Source organism: Bacillus mycoides (assembly GCF_001757995.1).
Taxonomy (GTDB): domain Bacteria; phylum Bacillota; class Bacilli; order Bacillales; family Bacillaceae_G; genus Bacillus_A; species Bacillus_A mycoides_B.
Genome location: NZ_LXLV01000031.1, coordinates 72,139 through 88,791 on the forward strand (window position 1 = coordinate 72,139; position 16,653 = coordinate 88,791).

16 protein-coding genes and 1 pseudogene are annotated in these 16,653 nt (G+C 31.8%); 14 read left to right on the top strand and 3 right to left on the bottom strand.

Features of this window, described 5'->3' with window-relative positions:
* Positions 1-34: 34 nt before the first annotated feature.
* From BWGOE10_RS12160 to BWGOE10_RS12180, 5 genes and pseudogenes are all read left to right on the top strand, one after another.
* The gene (locus BWGOE10_RS12160; RefSeq protein ID WP_070142799.1) at positions 35-1,975 is read left to right on the top strand and encodes an AMP-binding protein; all 1,941 of its coding nucleotides are present in this window, start codon (positions 35-37) and stop codon (positions 1,973-1,975) included.
* Positions 1,976-2,026: 51 nt separating this feature from the next.
* Positions 2,027-2,330, top strand: a pseudogene (locus BWGOE10_RS29945) (N-acetylmuramoyl-L-alanine amidase); the annotation flags it as partial.
* 218 nt (positions 2,331-2,548) lie between these two features.
* A complete protein-coding gene (locus tag BWGOE10_RS32375) occupies positions 2,549-2,833 on the top strand; it encodes a hypothetical protein (RefSeq protein ID WP_070142803.1) in 285 nt (94 codons plus the stop codon).
* Positions 2,826-3,608 carry an alpha/beta fold hydrolase gene (locus tag BWGOE10_RS12175; RefSeq protein ID WP_070142805.1) on the top strand — a complete coding sequence of 261 codons (783 nt, stop codon included), beginning with the start codon at positions 2,826-2,828 and terminating at the stop codon, positions 3,606-3,608. Before BWGOE10_RS32375 ends, BWGOE10_RS12175 begins: the two co-directional genes overlap by 8 nt.
* Positions 3,568-4,032 carry a DinB family protein gene (locus BWGOE10_RS12180; protein ID WP_070142807.1) on the top strand — a complete coding sequence of 155 codons (465 nt, stop codon included), beginning with the start codon at positions 3,568-3,570 and terminating at the stop codon, positions 4,030-4,032. The genes BWGOE10_RS12175 and BWGOE10_RS12180 overlap by 41 nt, the downstream gene beginning before the upstream one ends.
* A 48-nt stretch (positions 4,033-4,080) precedes the next feature.
* Here the strand turns inward: BWGOE10_RS12180 and BWGOE10_RS12185 are convergent, their stop codons facing one another.
* From BWGOE10_RS12185 to BWGOE10_RS12195, 3 genes are all read right to left on the bottom strand, one after another.
* Positions 4,081-5,097: a D-alanyl-D-alanine carboxypeptidase family protein gene (locus tag BWGOE10_RS12185; protein WP_070142809.1), complete on the bottom strand. Its 1,017-nt coding sequence runs from the start codon at positions 5,095-5,097 to the stop codon at positions 4,081-4,083.
* 181 nt (positions 5,098-5,278) lie between these two features.
* Positions 5,279-6,436, bottom strand: coding sequence for a sensor histidine kinase (locus BWGOE10_RS12190; protein ID WP_070142811.1), 1,158 nt, complete (start codon positions 6,434-6,436; stop codon positions 5,279-5,281).
* Positions 6,426-7,121 carry a response regulator transcription factor gene (locus tag BWGOE10_RS12195; RefSeq protein ID WP_070142813.1) on the bottom strand — a complete coding sequence of 232 codons (696 nt, stop codon included), beginning with the start codon at positions 7,119-7,121 and terminating at the stop codon, positions 6,426-6,428. Before BWGOE10_RS12195 ends, BWGOE10_RS12190 begins: the two co-directional genes overlap by 11 nt.
* A 197-nt stretch (positions 7,122-7,318) precedes the next feature.
* Between BWGOE10_RS12195 and yqeK the strand changes: the two genes are divergently transcribed.
* The 9 genes from yqeK to BWGOE10_RS12240 all read left to right on the top strand — a co-directional run bounded on the left by yqeK (position 7,319) and on the right by BWGOE10_RS12240 (position 16,578).
* The gene (yqeK, locus tag BWGOE10_RS12200; RefSeq protein WP_070142815.1) at positions 7,319-7,927 is read left to right on the top strand and encodes a bis(5'-nucleosyl)-tetraphosphatase (symmetrical) YqeK; all 609 of its coding nucleotides are present in this window, start codon (positions 7,319-7,321) and stop codon (positions 7,925-7,927) included.
* 13 nt (positions 7,928-7,940) lie between these two features.
* Entirely contained in the window at positions 7,941-8,615 is a 675-nt protein-coding gene (locus BWGOE10_RS12205; RefSeq protein WP_070142817.1) for a DUF3885 domain-containing protein, read from the top strand.
* Positions 8,616-8,639: 24 nt separating this feature from the next.
* Entirely contained in the window at positions 8,640-9,350 is a 711-nt protein-coding gene (mtnN, locus tag BWGOE10_RS12210) for a 5'-methylthioadenosine/S-adenosylhomocysteine nucleosidase (protein WP_070142819.1), read from the top strand.
* A gap of 16 nt (positions 9,351-9,366) precedes the next feature.
* Positions 9,367-10,002, top strand: a complete 636-nt coding sequence (locus tag BWGOE10_RS12215) for an SDR family oxidoreductase (protein WP_070142821.1) — start codon at positions 9,367-9,369, stop codon at positions 10,000-10,002.
* A gap of 14 nt (positions 10,003-10,016) precedes the next feature.
* Entirely contained in the window at positions 10,017-10,757 is a 741-nt protein-coding gene (locus BWGOE10_RS12220) for a class I SAM-dependent methyltransferase (protein WP_070142823.1), read from the top strand.
* 27 nt (positions 10,758-10,784) lie between these two features.
* On the top strand, positions 10,785-11,633 hold the full coding sequence (locus BWGOE10_RS12225) for a GNAT family N-acetyltransferase (protein ID WP_070142825.1): 849 nt from the start codon (positions 10,785-10,787) through the stop codon (positions 11,631-11,633).
* Positions 11,634-11,840: 207 nt separating this feature from the next.
* Positions 11,841-12,404: a class I SAM-dependent methyltransferase gene (locus tag BWGOE10_RS12230; RefSeq protein ID WP_070142889.1), complete on the top strand. Its 564-nt coding sequence runs from the start codon at positions 11,841-11,843 to the stop codon at positions 12,402-12,404.
* Between the two features lie 444 nt (positions 12,405-12,848).
* A complete protein-coding gene (locus tag BWGOE10_RS12235; RefSeq protein WP_070142827.1) occupies positions 12,849-13,328 on the top strand; it encodes an SRPBCC family protein in 480 nt (159 codons plus the stop codon).
* A 79-nt stretch (positions 13,329-13,407) separates the two neighbouring features.
* Positions 13,408-16,578 (top strand): ATP-binding cassette domain-containing protein, encoded by a 3,171-nt coding sequence (locus BWGOE10_RS12240; protein WP_070142828.1) that lies wholly within the window; start codon positions 13,408-13,410, stop codon positions 16,576-16,578.
* Positions 16,579-16,653: the final 75 nt, after the last annotated feature.

Sequence of the window (16,653 nt, forward strand, 5' to 3'; positions counted from 1 at the left end):
GCTTTCTTGCTCAAAAAGTCAAGGAGGGGAAAACATGAAACAAGCAGTTTGGTTTCCAACAGAAGAATATAAAGAAAAAACTCGTTTATTTGGTTGGATGAAATCATTAGGCTATGAAGATTACGAAGCTTTTTATAATAAGTCAATTGAAGAAACAGCTTGGTTTTGGGGAGAAGCTGAGAGAGCAGTTGGCTATCAGTGGATGAAACCATATACTGAAGTGTTAGATTTAGAAAATGGTACACCATTTGCACAGTGGTATACTGAGGGAACTTGTAACGTTGTAGAATCTGCTTTATCTCGCTGGCTTGCAGACGATAAAACGAAAACACAAGCAGCACTTATGTATGAAGGGGAAAACGGAACTTCGAAATCATTTACATATGAAGAGCTTGACAGCTGGGTAAGCCGTGTTGCCAACGGTTTGAAACATGCTGGTATTGAAAAAGGTGATCGTGTAACAATTTACATGCCAATGATTCCTGAAACAGTTGTTGCTATGTTAGCGGTAATGAAAATTGGAGCGATTATTTCACCAATATTTTCAGGTTTTGCTGCTGATGCAGTAATGACACGTGTACAAGCAGCTGGTTCAAAAATGGTTATTACCGCAGATGGCTTTTCACGCCGTGGGAAAATTGTTTCATTAAAAGATGAAGTAGATAAAGCTTGTGAACATTGTCCAACTGTTGAAAAGGTGGTAATCGTTCGTCATGTAGGAAATGATTTTACACCACATAACTATGACTTTTCGTGGAGTACGCTAGAAAAAGAAAAACCATTCATACATGCCGAAGAAATGCAAAGTGATGATCCATTAATGCTCATTTATACATCAGGAACGACTGGTAAGCCGAAAGGAACAGTACACACGCATGCAGGATTTCCTTTGAAAGCAGCTTTTGATGCAGGATTTGGAATGAATATTAAACAAGGTGACCGTGTATTATGGGTAACTGATATGGGCTGGATGATGGGGCCATTTTTATTATTCGGTTCACTCATAAATGGAGCAACGATGGTTATGTACGAAGGTGTTCCAGACTTCCCAGAAGCAGATCGCTTATGGGAGACGGTTGATAAATATGAAATTACTCATCTAGGTATTTCGCCAACGTTAATCCGTGCATTAATGGCAAAAGGTGATGAGTATGTAAATAAGCATTCTTTAAAGAGTTTAGAAGTATTCGCATCAACAGGAGAACCTTGGAATCCAGATCCGTGGATGTGGCTGTTTGAAACAGTTGGAAAAGGAAAAGTCCCAATCTGTAATTATTCAGGTGGAACTGAAATTTCTGGTGGGATTTTCGGTAATGTTCTTATTAAGCCAATCGCACCAATTAGTTTTAACGCATCGTTACCAGGTATGGCAGCGGTTGTACTTGATGATCAAGGTAAAACAATTCGTGATGAAGTTGGAGAATTATGCTTAGAGAAACCTTGGGTTGGAATGACGAAAAGTTTCTGGGAAGACGATGAGCGTTATGTGAACACATATTGGTCACGATTTGAAAATAAATGGGTTCATGGTGACTGGGTTATTTACGATGGTGAACAATATATCATTACAGGACGCTCAGATGATACGCTAAATATTGCTGGTAAACGTATTGGGCCTGCTGAATATGAATCTATTCTTGTGAAACATATTAATGTAATAGAAGCAGCTTCCATTGGTGTACCTGACGATGTAAAAGGTGAGGTTTGTCATTGCTTTGTAGTATTACGAGATGGTGTAATATTCTCTGGAGAATTAAAAAAAGAATTAATGAGTTTAGTAAAATCTCATATTGGAAAAGCATTATGTCCAAAAGATATTCATGTTGTAGAAGATTTACCAAAAACTCGTAATTCCAAAGTTATGAGACGTGTCATTAAAGCTGCTTACTTAGGAAAAGAATTAGGAGATTTATCGTCACTTGTAAATCCTGAAGTAGTTCCGTTTATTCAAGGGTTACAGTCTAGTGAGCTATAAAGTTACGTATGAGCTCTATGTAAATAGAGCTCATTTTTTTTAAAACTCATAGACAGCTGGTTGAATCTTGGCGAAGAGCAATGGATTAAATACGATTCTTTTTATGTGAAGTTCGATAAGAAAAGTACATTAGATTCATCTATTGTAGGAAAACGTGGTGTTTCCAAAGTGAATAATTTACGTTTCTATGATTCTCCATCTTGGCAGGATAAAGATGTTGCCGGTTCTGTTGATGCATGATTAGGGTTTGTTATTGATGCAAAAGTAAGTGTTAAAGGAACGCTACAATACAAAGTGCACAATAGCAAAGGGAAAACATACTACTGCAAATAAAGCTTATGTGTATGTGAAGTAATTAAAAAGTCGATTTATAAGAGTCAGCTTATTTTTTCTCAATACCCCACTCAACCAGTAATTATATATGCTAGTTTAAATCTCTATGTGTTAATATACAAAAAGTTGACTATATTTAGTCAGCTTTTTGTATATTATATCTAGTATTTATCGGCCCCAAAAGACATATTCTTTGCCTTTAAGTTGACATTTAAAATCTTACCAATTTTTTCTTTTACAATGACAACAAATAAAGAAACATTTACAACGACACTTATTTCGCTTAAACTTCCAATCATCATCACAATGATGCTTTTCTTTAGATTTCCACCAGTCATCATTACAATGCTTTTACATAGTGATCTAAAGCATTATATAACATATGCGAGAAAAGCTTATTTAGAGGCAATTCATACTGTTAAACCGAATTCAGATATCGTTTTGGATGGATCTCTATCTGTAAGTGAAATAATTAATTATATTGTAGAAGAACTTAGTCGAAGAGAAGTGATTGTCAATGGTTGAATGTATAGAGGAATATGTACAAGTTGATAACTTTAAAATATATACGAAAATATTCCAAGGAAAGAAGCTGCAGCCTGTTATTATAATGGAGGCAGGTTATGGTGATTATTCAAAGGCATGGGATCACATTGCTGAAGAACTGACGAAATATGGGACGGTACTTACATATGATCGAGCCGGATTAGGAAAAAGTGATAATAGCTCTAAGCGACGTATTAGTTCTGAAATGGTAAAAGATTTAAGAGATTGTTTAAAGCAACTACAACTAAGCCCACCATATATCTTTGTAGGTCATTCATTTGGTGGTATAAATGCACGTTTATTTACGGATTTTTATCCTGAAGATATGTTGGGAATAGTTTTAGTTGATTCGACACCAGAAAATTATAAAGAAGATTTTTTGCCAATAATGTCTTCTGAATTTCAAGAAGCTTACTATAAGCAATTTATATATGAAAGTCCATACGAAGAGTTCATGTATAGTTTAGGTGAAGTAGGCAAACATCGTAAATCAATGAAAGATATTCCACTTGTCGTGTTAGCTGCTGGAAAAAAAGCTTTTTATTCAGAAGAGGCACAAATGAAATGGTTACAATTGCAAGAAGAATTATTACAATTATCAACCAACAATAAATTTATAATTGCAGAAAATAGTGGTCACTATATTCAAAAAGATGAACCACATTATGTAATAGATGCTGTGAAATGGATAATAGATATGGAGATTGATAAATGTGCGGACTTTATTTCAATACAATTGGCAAGTAAGGAATGATTGGTTTAAGTGGTGTGAGCAACTTACTGAGGAAGAATTACTACGCAAACGTGTTGGAGGGATTGGGAGTATTTTAGAAACTTTATTCCATATAGTGGATGTAGAGTATAGCTGGATCTGTGATTTGCAAGGAAAAGAAGTTAACGAACCTCAGTTTAATGATTACCAATCACTTCAAAAAGTAAAAGCGTTATCTGGTTTATATAACAAGGAATTAGAAGAGTTTGTACAGTCATGGACTGGAGAAATAGAGAATAAAATATTACAAGTTTCATGGATGGATAAAGAGTATAGATATGGAGAAGTGTTACGACACGTAATTGCACATGAAATTCATCATATTGGTCAGATATCTATATGGGCGAGGGAGTTAAATCTTCAGCCCGTTTCAGCGAATTTAATTGGAAGGGCGTTACAGATTTAGAAACCGACTTGCTACATGCAAGTCGGTTTTTTATATAAAAGAGAACTTTTAGTTAAAATCCTCTGATTTTTTCTGGCGTATATGTAAAAACATTAAGGTGGTAATGATTGAAAAAATCATAATCGTTTGTATAATTAAATTTTTAAACTGAAGCAAAATGGTCCAAGATGTAATAGTGTCTTTGAAAGCTTGGAGTGCAGAATATGAGGTAGGTTCAAAACCGTATTGAAGTAACTTTTTCGTCTCAGCAAAAGCTGTGTTTTCTTCATTGGCGTCTAATACTACAGAAATAAACCTTGTATCCCCTTGTTTTGCAGTGCCGACGAAACTATAATTACCGTTAGTTGACAAACTAGTTTGCAAGCCATCAACACCTTTTAGTTTAATGTTTTTATCAATAGAGTAAATCATTTTATTCGTATTGAGAACTTGAAAATCTTTGAAGGTAAATTGGTAAGAGGTTAGTTTAGTTATATTTAATACATCTGGATAGTCTTTTATTAATTGTGCAGCTATTTCGGCTGCATCTATTGCTGTTGTAATCGATTGTTTATTCTTTTCACTATTTATTCCAGTGGAATTTAAAAATAGAGATTGTTGTGATAACTTTAGTTGTTTTGCTTTTTCATTCATTAACGATGTGAAATTATCTTCATTTCCAGCAATGTGTTCTGCTAGTTCAAGTGCAGAACGATTATTTCCGGTTAAAAGCAATGTATTTAGTAAATCACGAACGGTTGTTTTATCATTCGATGTTACATGTATAGGACTCGTTTCGGTTTGAAAAACGTCGTTACTTATTTTCACAGATTCATCTAATTGTATTTTTCCATCATGAAGTTGTTCCATCACAATATACTCTGTCATTAATTTAGATAAAGTGGCCGATTGAATGGGAGTACTTTCATTTTTTTTATAAACAATTTCACCAGAATTAGTATCTATTAAAATAGCTGATTTAGCTTGAATAATTGGACCATTTACATAAAGATAAAAATATAAAACGATAAGTGCAGTAATAAGAAAAGATAATAATAAAATTGTTATTTTTTTCAAGAATTGCATAAGCGATCCTCCTACTATTACATCAATAATATTATTGTAAGAAGGAATGCTTAATTAGGAAGAAAGAAAAGGTAAAGAATTTCTAAAGAATTATAAAGGATTATTAAATTTTGGATATTCATGGAAAATAAAAGGTTCAATTTCTTATATGATAAGAAATTGAACCTAAAAATATGTCTTATTAACATTTGTATGGAAGTAATTTTACAGTGAAAGTTGTCTTTTCATCATCACTATATACTTCAATTGTTCCTTTATGCAGTTCGACAATACTTTTTGCAATTGCTAATCCGAGCCCAGATCCACCAGTGTTGGTCGATCTTGATTTCTCTACGCGATAAAAACGTTCAAAAATATGAGGTAAATCCGTACTTGGAATAGCTTGTCCGTAATTTGTTATATCAATTGCGATCGTATTATTGCTTTCGTAAGCTGTAATATCAATATGATCTCCATCATTTCCATAAGTAATAGCGTTTATGATTAGGTTTTCAAACACACGTACTAATTTATCCCCATCAGCTAGTACCATTAGCTTCTGAGATGGGAAAGAAGGGCGACATTCAATATTAGCTTCTTGAAGCTGTATCCGAAATTGGACAGTTAATTGTCCAAGCAATTCTACAATATCAATGGGAACAGAATTTAAACTTAACTCTTTATTTTGAACACGTGTATATTCAAACAAATCATTCATTAATGCGTTGAGACGGGTTACTTTATCGTAAATGACTTGTATGTAATGACGCAATTCCACTTCATCTCTATAATTATCATGATGGATTAAATTCACATAACCAACTATAGATGTAAGAGGCGTTCGTAAGTCATGTGATACATTCGTAATCAGTTCGCTTTTTGCTTGTTCCGCCTGTCTTTCTTCATCAATTGATACTTTTAACTGTTCAACAATTTGATTAACGCCAGTTGCTAATTCTTCTAAATAATTATGGTGTACAATAGAAACTTTATGATTAAAGTTTCCACTCGCAACATATCGAATTTCTTCAATCATTTTTTTAATACAAGTTTCATAGTAAAGCTTTCTTTCATGACGATAAAAAATGTAAAGATAGGATGAGAAAATAGAAAATAAAAACAAATAAGAAACGATCATCATCCATAAAGATTCCTTTATCCCTCTATACTTTTCATAACCAAAAATTCGAATGAATTCTTTACCTAGTTCACTTAGAGTAAGTGAACTCTCAATTACACTCGTTACGAGGCGATATATAATTAATTCGGTAATAGGTGTAAGAGTGATAGCTAATACAAGCCAAAAAATAATCTTCCACTTTGGAATATCTTTTAATATATCAAATGCTTCATTTCTCAATTTTATAGCCTACTCCCCAAACTGTATGAATCAGTTTTTCACCATTCATTACTGTTTCAAGTTTATCCCGTAAATTACTAATATGGACCATTACCGTTTTATTAGAACCATAACCATCTTCATTCCAAACACGTTCGAATATTTCTTCAGAACTAAATACTCTTCCAGTATTGCTCGCAAGTAAATATAAAATATCAAATTCAATTGAGGTGAGCTTAATATATTCACCATTTACTTTAACGGTATGATTATGTTTATGTATTTCAGCTGTACGAATGCGAATGATACCATCTTCATTCTTTGGTGTAGCAGCGTTTTGGAAAGCGGATCTTCGTAACAAAGCTTTCACTCTAGCAACTAATTCTAGTGGATTAAACGGTTTAATCATATAATCATCTGCGCCTGTCATAAGTCCTAAAATTTTATCCATATCTTCAGCCTTTGCACTAAGCATAAGGATAGGCACAGTATTATTTTCACGCACTTCTTGACAAACTTCTAATCCGTTTCGTTTGGGCATCATAATATCCAAAATCATAAGGTCAACTTCATATGTAGATATCATTTGTAATGCTTCATCACCATCATAAGCTTTATAAATGTTATAGCCTTCATTTCGTAAATAAACAGCCAGTAATTCTACAATATCTTTATCATCATCAATAATTAATATGTTTTTATTCATTTTATAGTTAGTTCCTTTCCTTACAATTAATCAACATTACTATAATATCAAACATTTATGTATTTTGTAGTAAAGTTTCTACATAAAATTTCATGTATCGTATTAAAAAGGAATTAAAACATTCATAACGAATATAAAATAAGAAGGACATTTAAACTCCACATTATACTGAAAGATAGTTATAAGGGGGACTTGCTATGTTATATAATGATATATATTCATTTACTCCAACTGGAAAAATAGAAAATGATATTAAAGCTTTTCTATTAAAATACAATAAAGAAGTTACATATAAACATTCAATTCGTGTGGCAAATGAGGCGAGAAAAATTGCGGGAATATTTTATGAAGATGAAGAAAAAGCAGCGATTGCAGGATGTTTACATGATATTAGTGCGATCTTTCCGAACGAGGAGCGGGTTTCAGTTGCTGAAAAATTTGGAATAGAAATATTACAAGAAGAACGAGAGTTTCCAATGATTATTCATCAAAAATTATCGAAAGTAATTGCAAAAGAGATATTTAAAATAGAGGATGAAGAAGTTTTAAATGCAATCAGTTGCCACACTACTTTGCATAAAAATGCAACGAAGATGGATTTAGTATTATTTGTTTCGGATAAATTAGAATGGGATCAAATAGGGACACCATCATATTTAATTGAGGTGAAAAAGGGATTGGAAAAATCTTTGGAACATGCTGCTTTTGTATATATTTCATATTTGTGGGAAAGAAAAGATACATTAAAAGTCATACATCCGTGGCTAGAAGAAGCATATTGGCATTTAAAAGAAATTGTAGAGTAGAAAGGGTATAAAAATGCAATTTAAAGAATATATGAATCAAACATTTCCAGGAGTTACGTTAGTACCGTACATATACTCTCAGTGGGAAAATCATCTACATTTTGATTTTGGGAAAGGTAAATATCAATTTAAAGAAGATGGTAACACTTATAATATGGAATATTTCACACAACTATATAGGTATAATAAATATCTATTTAAAGATATATTTTCAAAAGAAGATACCGTCTTTTTAGTCACAAATGTTTATCGATTTAAACAGGAAAATATAAAAAATCTGCAGAAAATAAATGTATATAATAGATTTATTAAAAAGAGGGGTTTAAAGCTTCATATTAGACAAGAAACATTACCTTTTCTATTTGAAGATGAAGAAGCTGACTTATATTGTACATATCAATTTTCTTTAAAATGTCTTGCGGAAGATATTAAATATGAACCGCTTATTGAAGCTGCTAATCATGAAGATTTCCCTGACCTACGTCCACGCCTAGGACGAAAAAAAGAAATTTCATATCCAGATGTATTTTTTATAAATGTAACAAAGGATATTATCATGTTTATTTATGATGATAGAGGATGTGAAGTAATCGCGAAGAATAAAGAAATGATACGGGATTTATATGAGAAGTATAAAGAGTGGGTACCAGATTATGAACGAGAAAGTATAGCTGACTTATTTACATGAAAATAGGAGGAAGTGAAGTGTGTAATGAAAAGGATAGCAATTGTATCTGCATGGGAACCAGAGCTTACGTATTTGCATCAACATTATCCAAGTGAGCGTGTAGAAAAAATAGCAGCTTGGGAATTTCATTTTCATTCTATTAATGAATTAGAAGTTATTTCAGTTGTAACTGGTGTCGGTAAAGTAAGTTGTGCTAGTTGTGTACAACTATTAATAAGTGAATTCCAGCCAGACCAGTTATTTATGACAGGAATTTGCGGGAGTTTATCAGATAAGGTGAAAAATGGACACATCGTTGTAGCTCTTAATACTTTGCAGCATGATGTTACAGCGGCTGGCTCAGGAGAAGATAGTTTTAATCTATATGATGGTAGAACAGCACCCATTGAAACAACTAAATCACTTGTAAAACGGATGAAGAAATTGCGTTCGTATGACCCGGTCCATTTTGGTACATTTCTATCTGGAGATCAACGTATTCGAAGTTCAGAAATGAGATATTTACTGCATACTGTATACGGTGCTTTAGCCGTTGATCAAGAAGTGGCAGCATTTGCTTATGTATGTCATGTAAATAAAAAACCATTTCTATGTTTAAAAGCTGCCTCAGATCAAGCGAATGACAAAACGAAAGAAGAACAACAGGTTTTTAAAATGTTAGCATGTGAACGAGCATGTGAGCATTTAATTACTTTTTTACGTGTTTATGAGATTACTGTAGTAAATAATAGATAGTTAGAGGGTTTTAGTATTGGAAACTACAAATAAAATAGCAATTCTTGGTGCGAATGGTAAAGCAGGAAAGTTCCTAGTAAATCAAGCGTTAGAAAAGGGATATCAAGTGCGAATATTAACGAGAAATTCTAAAAATATAACGATAACTAATGAAAATATAGAGACTATCAGTGGAGATGCTCGTGATTTTTCAGCCATACAGGAATTACTTCAGGGGTGTAAAGCTGTAATTAATGCGGTAGGTCAGCCGAGAAATGAACCTTATATTTTTAGTACAGTTACGAAGCATATTTTAAAAGTAATGAAGGAATATGAAATGAAGCGCTATATTCTTATTTCTGGAGGCTCTTTAAATGTAAAAGGAGATCAGAAGGGAATTGTAAATAAAATAGGGGCTAACTTGTTTAAATTATTTTTACCAAAGATGATGCAAGATAAATATAAAGAATTGCAAATTATACAAAGTAGTGATGTTGATTGGACAATTGTTAGATTACCATTTGTTATAGAGGGAAATGGCATTGGAAATATAACAGAGAGTTTGGTAGATATGCCAGGAATCAAAATTCAAAATGGAGACATCGCACCATTTGCTATAAAACAAATTAATAGTGGGACGTATGTAGGGAAATGTCCTTTCATTGCAAATTAAGGGGTGAAATAATATTGCTTACGTATTATGGTGATCTTTGTACAAAAATATATGAAAGTGATAAATCAATTGCGGCCGGAAAAGAATTGGAATTTTATCTTTCTTTTATAAAAGATAAAAACATAAAAGTGTTAGAACCGATGTGCGGAAATGGTAGAATGCTAATTCCATTTATACAAAATGGTGTGGATATAGAAGGATTCGATATTTCCGAAGATATGCTTAAAGTGTGTAAAGAGAAGGCGGAAAAATTAAATTTAAAGCCTGTTGTGTCACAAGGAAGAATAGAAGAATTCCATACTGATAAAAAATACGATCTTATTATGATTCCAATTGGTTCATTTTCACTTTTACCTGATAGTTTAGTAGAAAATAGTCTTCAAAATATGAAAAATAACTTAAAGGAAAATGGAAAACTCCTTCTTACAGTTGTACAAGGTGGAAGTGAGACAGAACAAATTCTAGATTGGATAGAGACAAATAGAAAAGAAATTAACAATGAATTAATTGTTGAGTATAGAAAAGTATCATATGACAAGGTGCAAAAGCTTTTAAATATTAAACTAAAATATGAAGTTATTCATGATGAGAAAATAGCAGAAACTGAGATTATGGATTTTCCTATAAGACTATATGATTTAAAAGAATTTGAAAATATACTTATTGCTAATGGATTTAGTCAAATTGTTGTTCATGAAATAAAAGATGGATATGGTGTAGGGAATTCATTTCATGTGTTTGAATGTAGTATATAACTAGTCAAAGCGGAGGATTATACTTATATGATTCAATACAAAAGATGTAGTGAAGTGAGTATAGATTTAGTGTACGAAGCTTTTAAGGACGGATTTTCAGATTATATTATTAAAATGGATGTTTCAAAAGAAGATTTTATAAAAAGGTTTTTTGGGCCAGAAGGCAATTCGTTAGAACACTCCTTTCTTGCTTTAGATGGTGATAAATCGGTTGGTGTAATACTTGGTGGTATTAAGGTATATGAAAGTATAAAAACAATGCGCTGTGGAACCTTAGCGGTTCATCCAAATTATCGCGGCATTGGTGTAAGTCAAAAGTTATTTGAGTTACACAAAGAAGAAGCAACACAAAATAAATGTAAGCAGCTTTTTCTTGAAGTTATTGTAGGAAACGATCGGGCGATTCATTTTTATAACAAATTAGGTTATGAAAAAGTATATAATCTTTCTTATTATAATTTAAATGATTTAACTAAAATAATGAATAAAGGTAATAAAAATATTGAAGTAAAACAATTAGAATTTCCAACATTTAAAGTTGAAATTCAGAAATGGTTAAACTTCCATATAAATTGGCAAAATGATATTGATTATATCGAAAAAACAAATCATACATTTTACGGTGCATATGTTGATAGTGATATAAAAGGTTCTGTATGTGTAAATGAACAAGGAAAAATTAGTTTTATTTTCATAGACAAAGACTATAGAAACATTGGTATTGCGACGCAATTATTACAAGTAGCAAGTAAAGAATTAAAATTATCAAAATTATCAATTGGGTTTCCTAATAATAGTTTACTTGAGGGGTTTTTAAAGAAATGTGGGTTTGAAAAGAATTCTTTAGCACAATATGAAATATATTTATTGCTATAAAAGCGAAAGGGATTATTCTTTTTGCTTTTTATTTTGCACTATAAATGTAAAATATTATAGACGTTTTTGCTGCATGTGGGAGGATAAGTAAAAACAACAGAAGTTTTGTTACCTATCTTATTGAGCTAACTGGCACTTTAGTTCAAAAAGGAAAATATATAGTAAACATAGAATATATTAATGCATAAAAAGATTTATGAGGTGAAAGTGATGGAAATTAAGCAAGACGAAATTAAAGTAGTAGTCGGAGCTGGAGTATTTAATAATAATCCAGGTTGGGTTCAAACTCAAGAAGATGAACTTAATTTACTAGACAATACCACTTGGGAAGAAAGATTTGAATACAATTCCATTTCAGCTATTTTAGCTGAGCATGTGTGGGAACATCTTACTTTTGAGGAAGGTGTAAAAGCAGCTGAAATTTGTTATAAATTTTTAAAGCCATCAGGTCATATTCGGTGCGGAGTCCCTGATGCATTTTTCCGAGATGAAACCTACCAAAATATAGTTCAAATAGGCGGACCTGGCCCGAAAGACCACCCAGCTGCAAGTCATAAAATCGTTCATAATTATAAAACATTAACGAAAATGTTTGAAACAGCTGGATTCGAGGTAGTTTTACTTGAACATTGTGATGAAAATGGTCAATTTTATTACAATGAATGGGATGCAAACGATGGTGTTATTTTCCGTTCGAAAAGGTATGATTCTAGAAATCGAGGCGATAAACTTGGTTTTCCATCGCTAATTGTTGACGCGATTAAAAGGTAAGTCATTCACCTAAAATAGGTGTTAGTTCTATCAGTTCATGAGTCGCAAATGCGGCTTTTTTTATTTGTTTTGTAATCCTACGTTTAACAAGGAAGCAGACATACATAATAAGTGATTTTGAACATTGCATAACTTGATTTGAATACTATATTAGCTTTTTTAACTCCATTTACCTTAAAGGAAATTGCTTTCAAATATATAATAGAAATATCATTTAAAGTAAACAAATCAACGTTTTCTCATGTTGAATTTTTTGGTAAAAATGATGAGGTGCGCCTAATGTAATAAACACATGGAGAGAATATATAATAAATCAATCAATGTTCAAATTACCATTCACACATTAAATTAATATTTCATTGCCATAGAGATTTCTTTTATACATAAATTCGTGTAAAATAAAACAAGAACATACATTCTATATGAGAGTAGGAGGCAATAAATATGTTAGCTCAAATAGAGAAACAAACTGATGGCTATATTATAAAATTTGAACGCCAATTTCCTTATACAATAGAGGAAGTTTGGTCTGTTTTAACTGAAAACAGCAAGCTTAAAAAATGGATGTCTAATTTACAGATTGAAAACCTTAAAACAGGTGGAATTATAAAGTTCGACATGATGGATGGTTCATTTTTAAATATTGATATTTTAGAGTGCCAACTAAATTCAGTACTTGAATTCACATGGGATAAAGATCGTGTCCGATTTGAAATACATAAACAGGAAAATGGCTCTCTTTTACTTCTTAAAGAATTCATTCATGGATTAACAGATCATACACCGAAAGATATAGCTGGTTGGCATATTTGTCTTGACCTTTTTTCTTCGGTTTTAGAAGGAGAAGAGAATGCGTTTTCAAAAGATAAGTGGCAATATTGGTTTGATAATTATAAGGTAAAGGTTGATGAATTGAAAGATTAGGGGTTATATTCATAGTATTTATTATGTAATTATTATCTTATAAAAATGATTTTTAAAAACAATAAGAATAGAGGTTAATATGAAAGTAAATCAATTAATTGCAAATAACATAAATAAACTAGATGCTGTCATTCCGTTTAATAAATCACTTGGTATTGCTGGTTTATCTGGATCTGGAAAAACAACTCTTTGTCAAACAATTGGTGAAGAATCAAAGAAGCGTCTAGTTTCCTTATTGCCAAAGGCTGAATATCAATATTTATTTCCTAATATTATGGAAACTAATTTTAGTGCTATTAAAATGGAAGAAATGCCTTTAGTACTTTTTTTAGGAAAATCATCGATTTCTTCCAATCCGCGTTCGACGATTGGTACTCATACAGGCATTTTTAAAGAGATTCGTGAAAAACTAGCTGAAGAATTTAATCTTTCTCCTGAAATCTTTTCATTTAATAATCAATTAGGTTGGTGTGCTGGTTGTAAAGGGCGTGGTACTACTAAAAATATTGAGTGTAAAAAATGTAAGGGGAAACGTTATAGTGAAGAAGTTGAACAACGTACTATTGAGCTATTTACTAAATCACATACAATTTCCGATATTAACGATTTAAGTGTTGAATCTATTCTTTCATTAGCAGAAGAATTAAATATTAGTGAAGCAAAACAACATATATTGCAAAATATTATCAATATGAACATTGGTTATTTAACATTAAATCGAATTATGGGTACGTTGTCAGGTGGAGAATTAACACGACTTTACTTAGCTGAATTCATGGCAGTAAGTGAAAATGCTGTAATTATTATTGATGAGATTTCTGTGGGGCTTGATCACATAACATTATTACAAATATTAGAAGAGATCAAGCAATTAGGGTGCAAAAATCAAATTTGGCTCATTGATCATTCAGATACAGTACTGGATACAACTGATGAGCAAATGTTCTTTGGACCTGGTAGTGGAAAATATGGTGGAAAAATCGTAAAAGAATCACCAAGGCCAAAGCCAATACTGTCGGAACGAAATAACGAAGTGCCAGCAGAATATTATACATTCCATGAATTATATTGTCGAAATATCCAAATGACTGAGTTTCAGATTCCTAAAAATAGACTTGTAACCGTTACAGGGGAATCAGGATGTGGGAAATCTACACTTGTTAATGAATGTATCGCTAAAGATTTTCAAAAGCGATATCAAAAGGACAAACTTGTTATGGTAGGACAAGATCGAAACCAGTCAATTACAAGTCGATCAACCGTGGCAACTTTCCTAGATATTAAAAAGAAACTGACAAAGTATAGTGAAGAAATTGATGATATTTTTGAGCGCTCAATTGAGGATATTATTGATGAAATTCCAAATGAAGATATTGCGTATAAACGTTTGAGCCTACTAATCAAATTAGGACTGGGCTATTTAACATTAGAACGAAAAACACAAACATTATCAACAGGTGAGTTTCAATGTGTTCATTTAGTTTCTGAGTTATTTGCAAAAACAAGAAACCCACATACATTATTTATTTTTGATGAGCCTTCAAAAGGTTTATCACAAAATATTTTAAATCAATTTATAGATAGTGTTAGAGGAATATTGCAAGATGAATCAGTCTCTATCATTATGATTGAACATAATAGTTACATGTTAGAAAGCTCTGATTATATTGTCGATTTTGGAAAAAGACAGCTTGAATCTATAGAGCATCTTGGTGTAGTAAGTCATGAGGATTATTATCGTCAAAAAAGCAGTGTGAATAATACTGAGCAAATATATATTTCTTCAACACTGAATCAACAAAATGGAATTAACTACTTAGAAGAAAATCATATTTCTTATTTTAAAAATGCAGAAAATATCTATAAGGGTGGCATATTAAAAAGCTTATCATCAATGGCTCGTTTAATTTACGGTGAATACGAATCTGATACAATTGCACCTGTTGTTGCTATTGATCTCGAAAGACATTTGTATAGTCAATATAGTTTCTTATATGAAATTGGTGGATTGATCAATCATATTGTAGCTGCTCATCCGACTAATAAAGATACGAGAAGCTTCGATTTCTATTCTCAGGATAATCATTGCCCCTCATGTTCGGGACGTCTTCAAATTGAAGTTTTTGATAAAGAAATTACAATTCAAGATAAAAATGTTCCATTTTGGGATGGTCTATTCGATCCGGAAATCATGAAAGTATTAAAATTTTATCAATATGAAAAAATAGAATTTCTATTTGAAGAAATTAAAAATGAGCTTGGCCATGATTTGTCAAAGAGCTATAATGATATGTCTGAGGAAGAAAAACATACATTTTGGTATGGCTATTTTGATAAGTCATTTTATGATAAGAAAGGCAAGACACGTAGAACATGGGTAGGATTTAATACAATTATTGGCGGATATATTGTTATTTCAAAAGCAGCTATTAAAGAAGATATTAAGACGTCTAAAGAAATGATGACATGTCCAATTTGTGAGGGGACTGTATTAAATCACCATAAACCACTTAAATTTGGAGATACAGATATTCGTGAAATTATCAATCAGCCGCTTAATGAAATAATAAAAATTGTAGGAGATTTACCTGTACTCATCAAATTGAAATCTATCGTAGGTGACAATATGATTATGACGGAAGATGTCTCTTTACTGCCTAGGAAAACACAAGTCGCACTGAAAATGTTTGAATTAGAACAAGCAAGCTTTTCAAACTATGAAATGGTGTTACAAAATGTTTTACCATTCTGGGGCGAAATTAAAGGTAATATCGAATCAATCAGCAATAAAAATAGGGTGACTATTTGTGATTTCCAAAATATCAATGAAACAAGAGAAACTATCATAGATAAGTATTTCACAAATGGTAAATATAAAAAACTAACATATGTGTATGAAGCATTTGGTTATAAAAAAATAGTTACCCAAATTAATAAAATTAAAAAAAGCAACCAATGTCCATTCTGTAACGGAAAGAAAGTTATTACCGAAGATAATCTGCATGATGGCGTATTTAAGTTAACAATTCCATGTGTAACTTGTAATGCAAGTGGTATTAATGATGAAGGACGTAAAGAAATCGTCGATGGCATAGACGTAGAAACATGGTTAACTGGAAAAGTTAGTGATGTTGTGGATGAAAGCTTACGAACTGAGGATGTTGCAGATATTCTAATATTTAATCGAATTCGTGAGTTGAATAAGCGGGAAATGATGGCTGTTTATGAATGTCTGGAGAAAAATAATTAATTTAAGAAGAATAAAAAATAGTGGTCAGTTAAGGATTAAAAACTCATTTGCAATAATCTGCAAATGAGTTTTTGT

Bases quoted from the DNA above. Each gene is read 5' to 3' on its own strand.
- BWGOE10_RS12160 (WP_070142799.1), top strand. From the start codon at position 35: ATGAAACAAGCAGTTTGGTTTCCAACAGAAGAATATAAAGAAAAAACT.
- BWGOE10_RS32375 (WP_070142803.1), top strand. From the start codon at position 2,549: ATGACAACAAATAAAGAAACATTTACAACGACACTTATTTCGCTTAAA.
- BWGOE10_RS12175 (WP_070142805.1), top strand. From the start codon at position 2,826: ATGGTTGAATGTATAGAGGAATATGTACAAGTTGATAACTTTAAAATA.
- BWGOE10_RS12185 (WP_070142809.1), bottom strand. From the start codon at position 5,097: ATGCAATTCTTGAAAAAAATAACAATTTTATTATTATCTTTTCTTATT.
- BWGOE10_RS12195 (WP_070142813.1), bottom strand. From the start codon at position 7,121: ATGAATAAAAACATATTAATTATTGATGATGATAAAGATATTGTAGAA.
- yqeK (WP_070142815.1), top strand. From the start codon at position 7,319: ATGTTATATAATGATATATATTCATTTACTCCAACTGGAAAAATAGAA.
- BWGOE10_RS12205 (WP_070142817.1), top strand. From the start codon at position 7,941: ATGCAATTTAAAGAATATATGAATCAAACATTTCCAGGAGTTACGTTA.
- mtnN (WP_070142819.1), top strand. From the start codon at position 8,640: ATGAAAAGGATAGCAATTGTATCTGCATGGGAACCAGAGCTTACGTAT.
- BWGOE10_RS12225 (WP_070142825.1), top strand. From the start codon at position 10,785: ATGATTCAATACAAAAGATGTAGTGAAGTGAGTATAGATTTAGTGTAC.
- BWGOE10_RS12235 (WP_070142827.1), top strand. From the start codon at position 12,849: ATGTTAGCTCAAATAGAGAAACAAACTGATGGCTATATTATAAAATTT.
- BWGOE10_RS12240 (WP_070142828.1), top strand. From the start codon at position 13,408: ATGAAAGTAAATCAATTAATTGCAAATAACATAAATAAACTAGATGCT.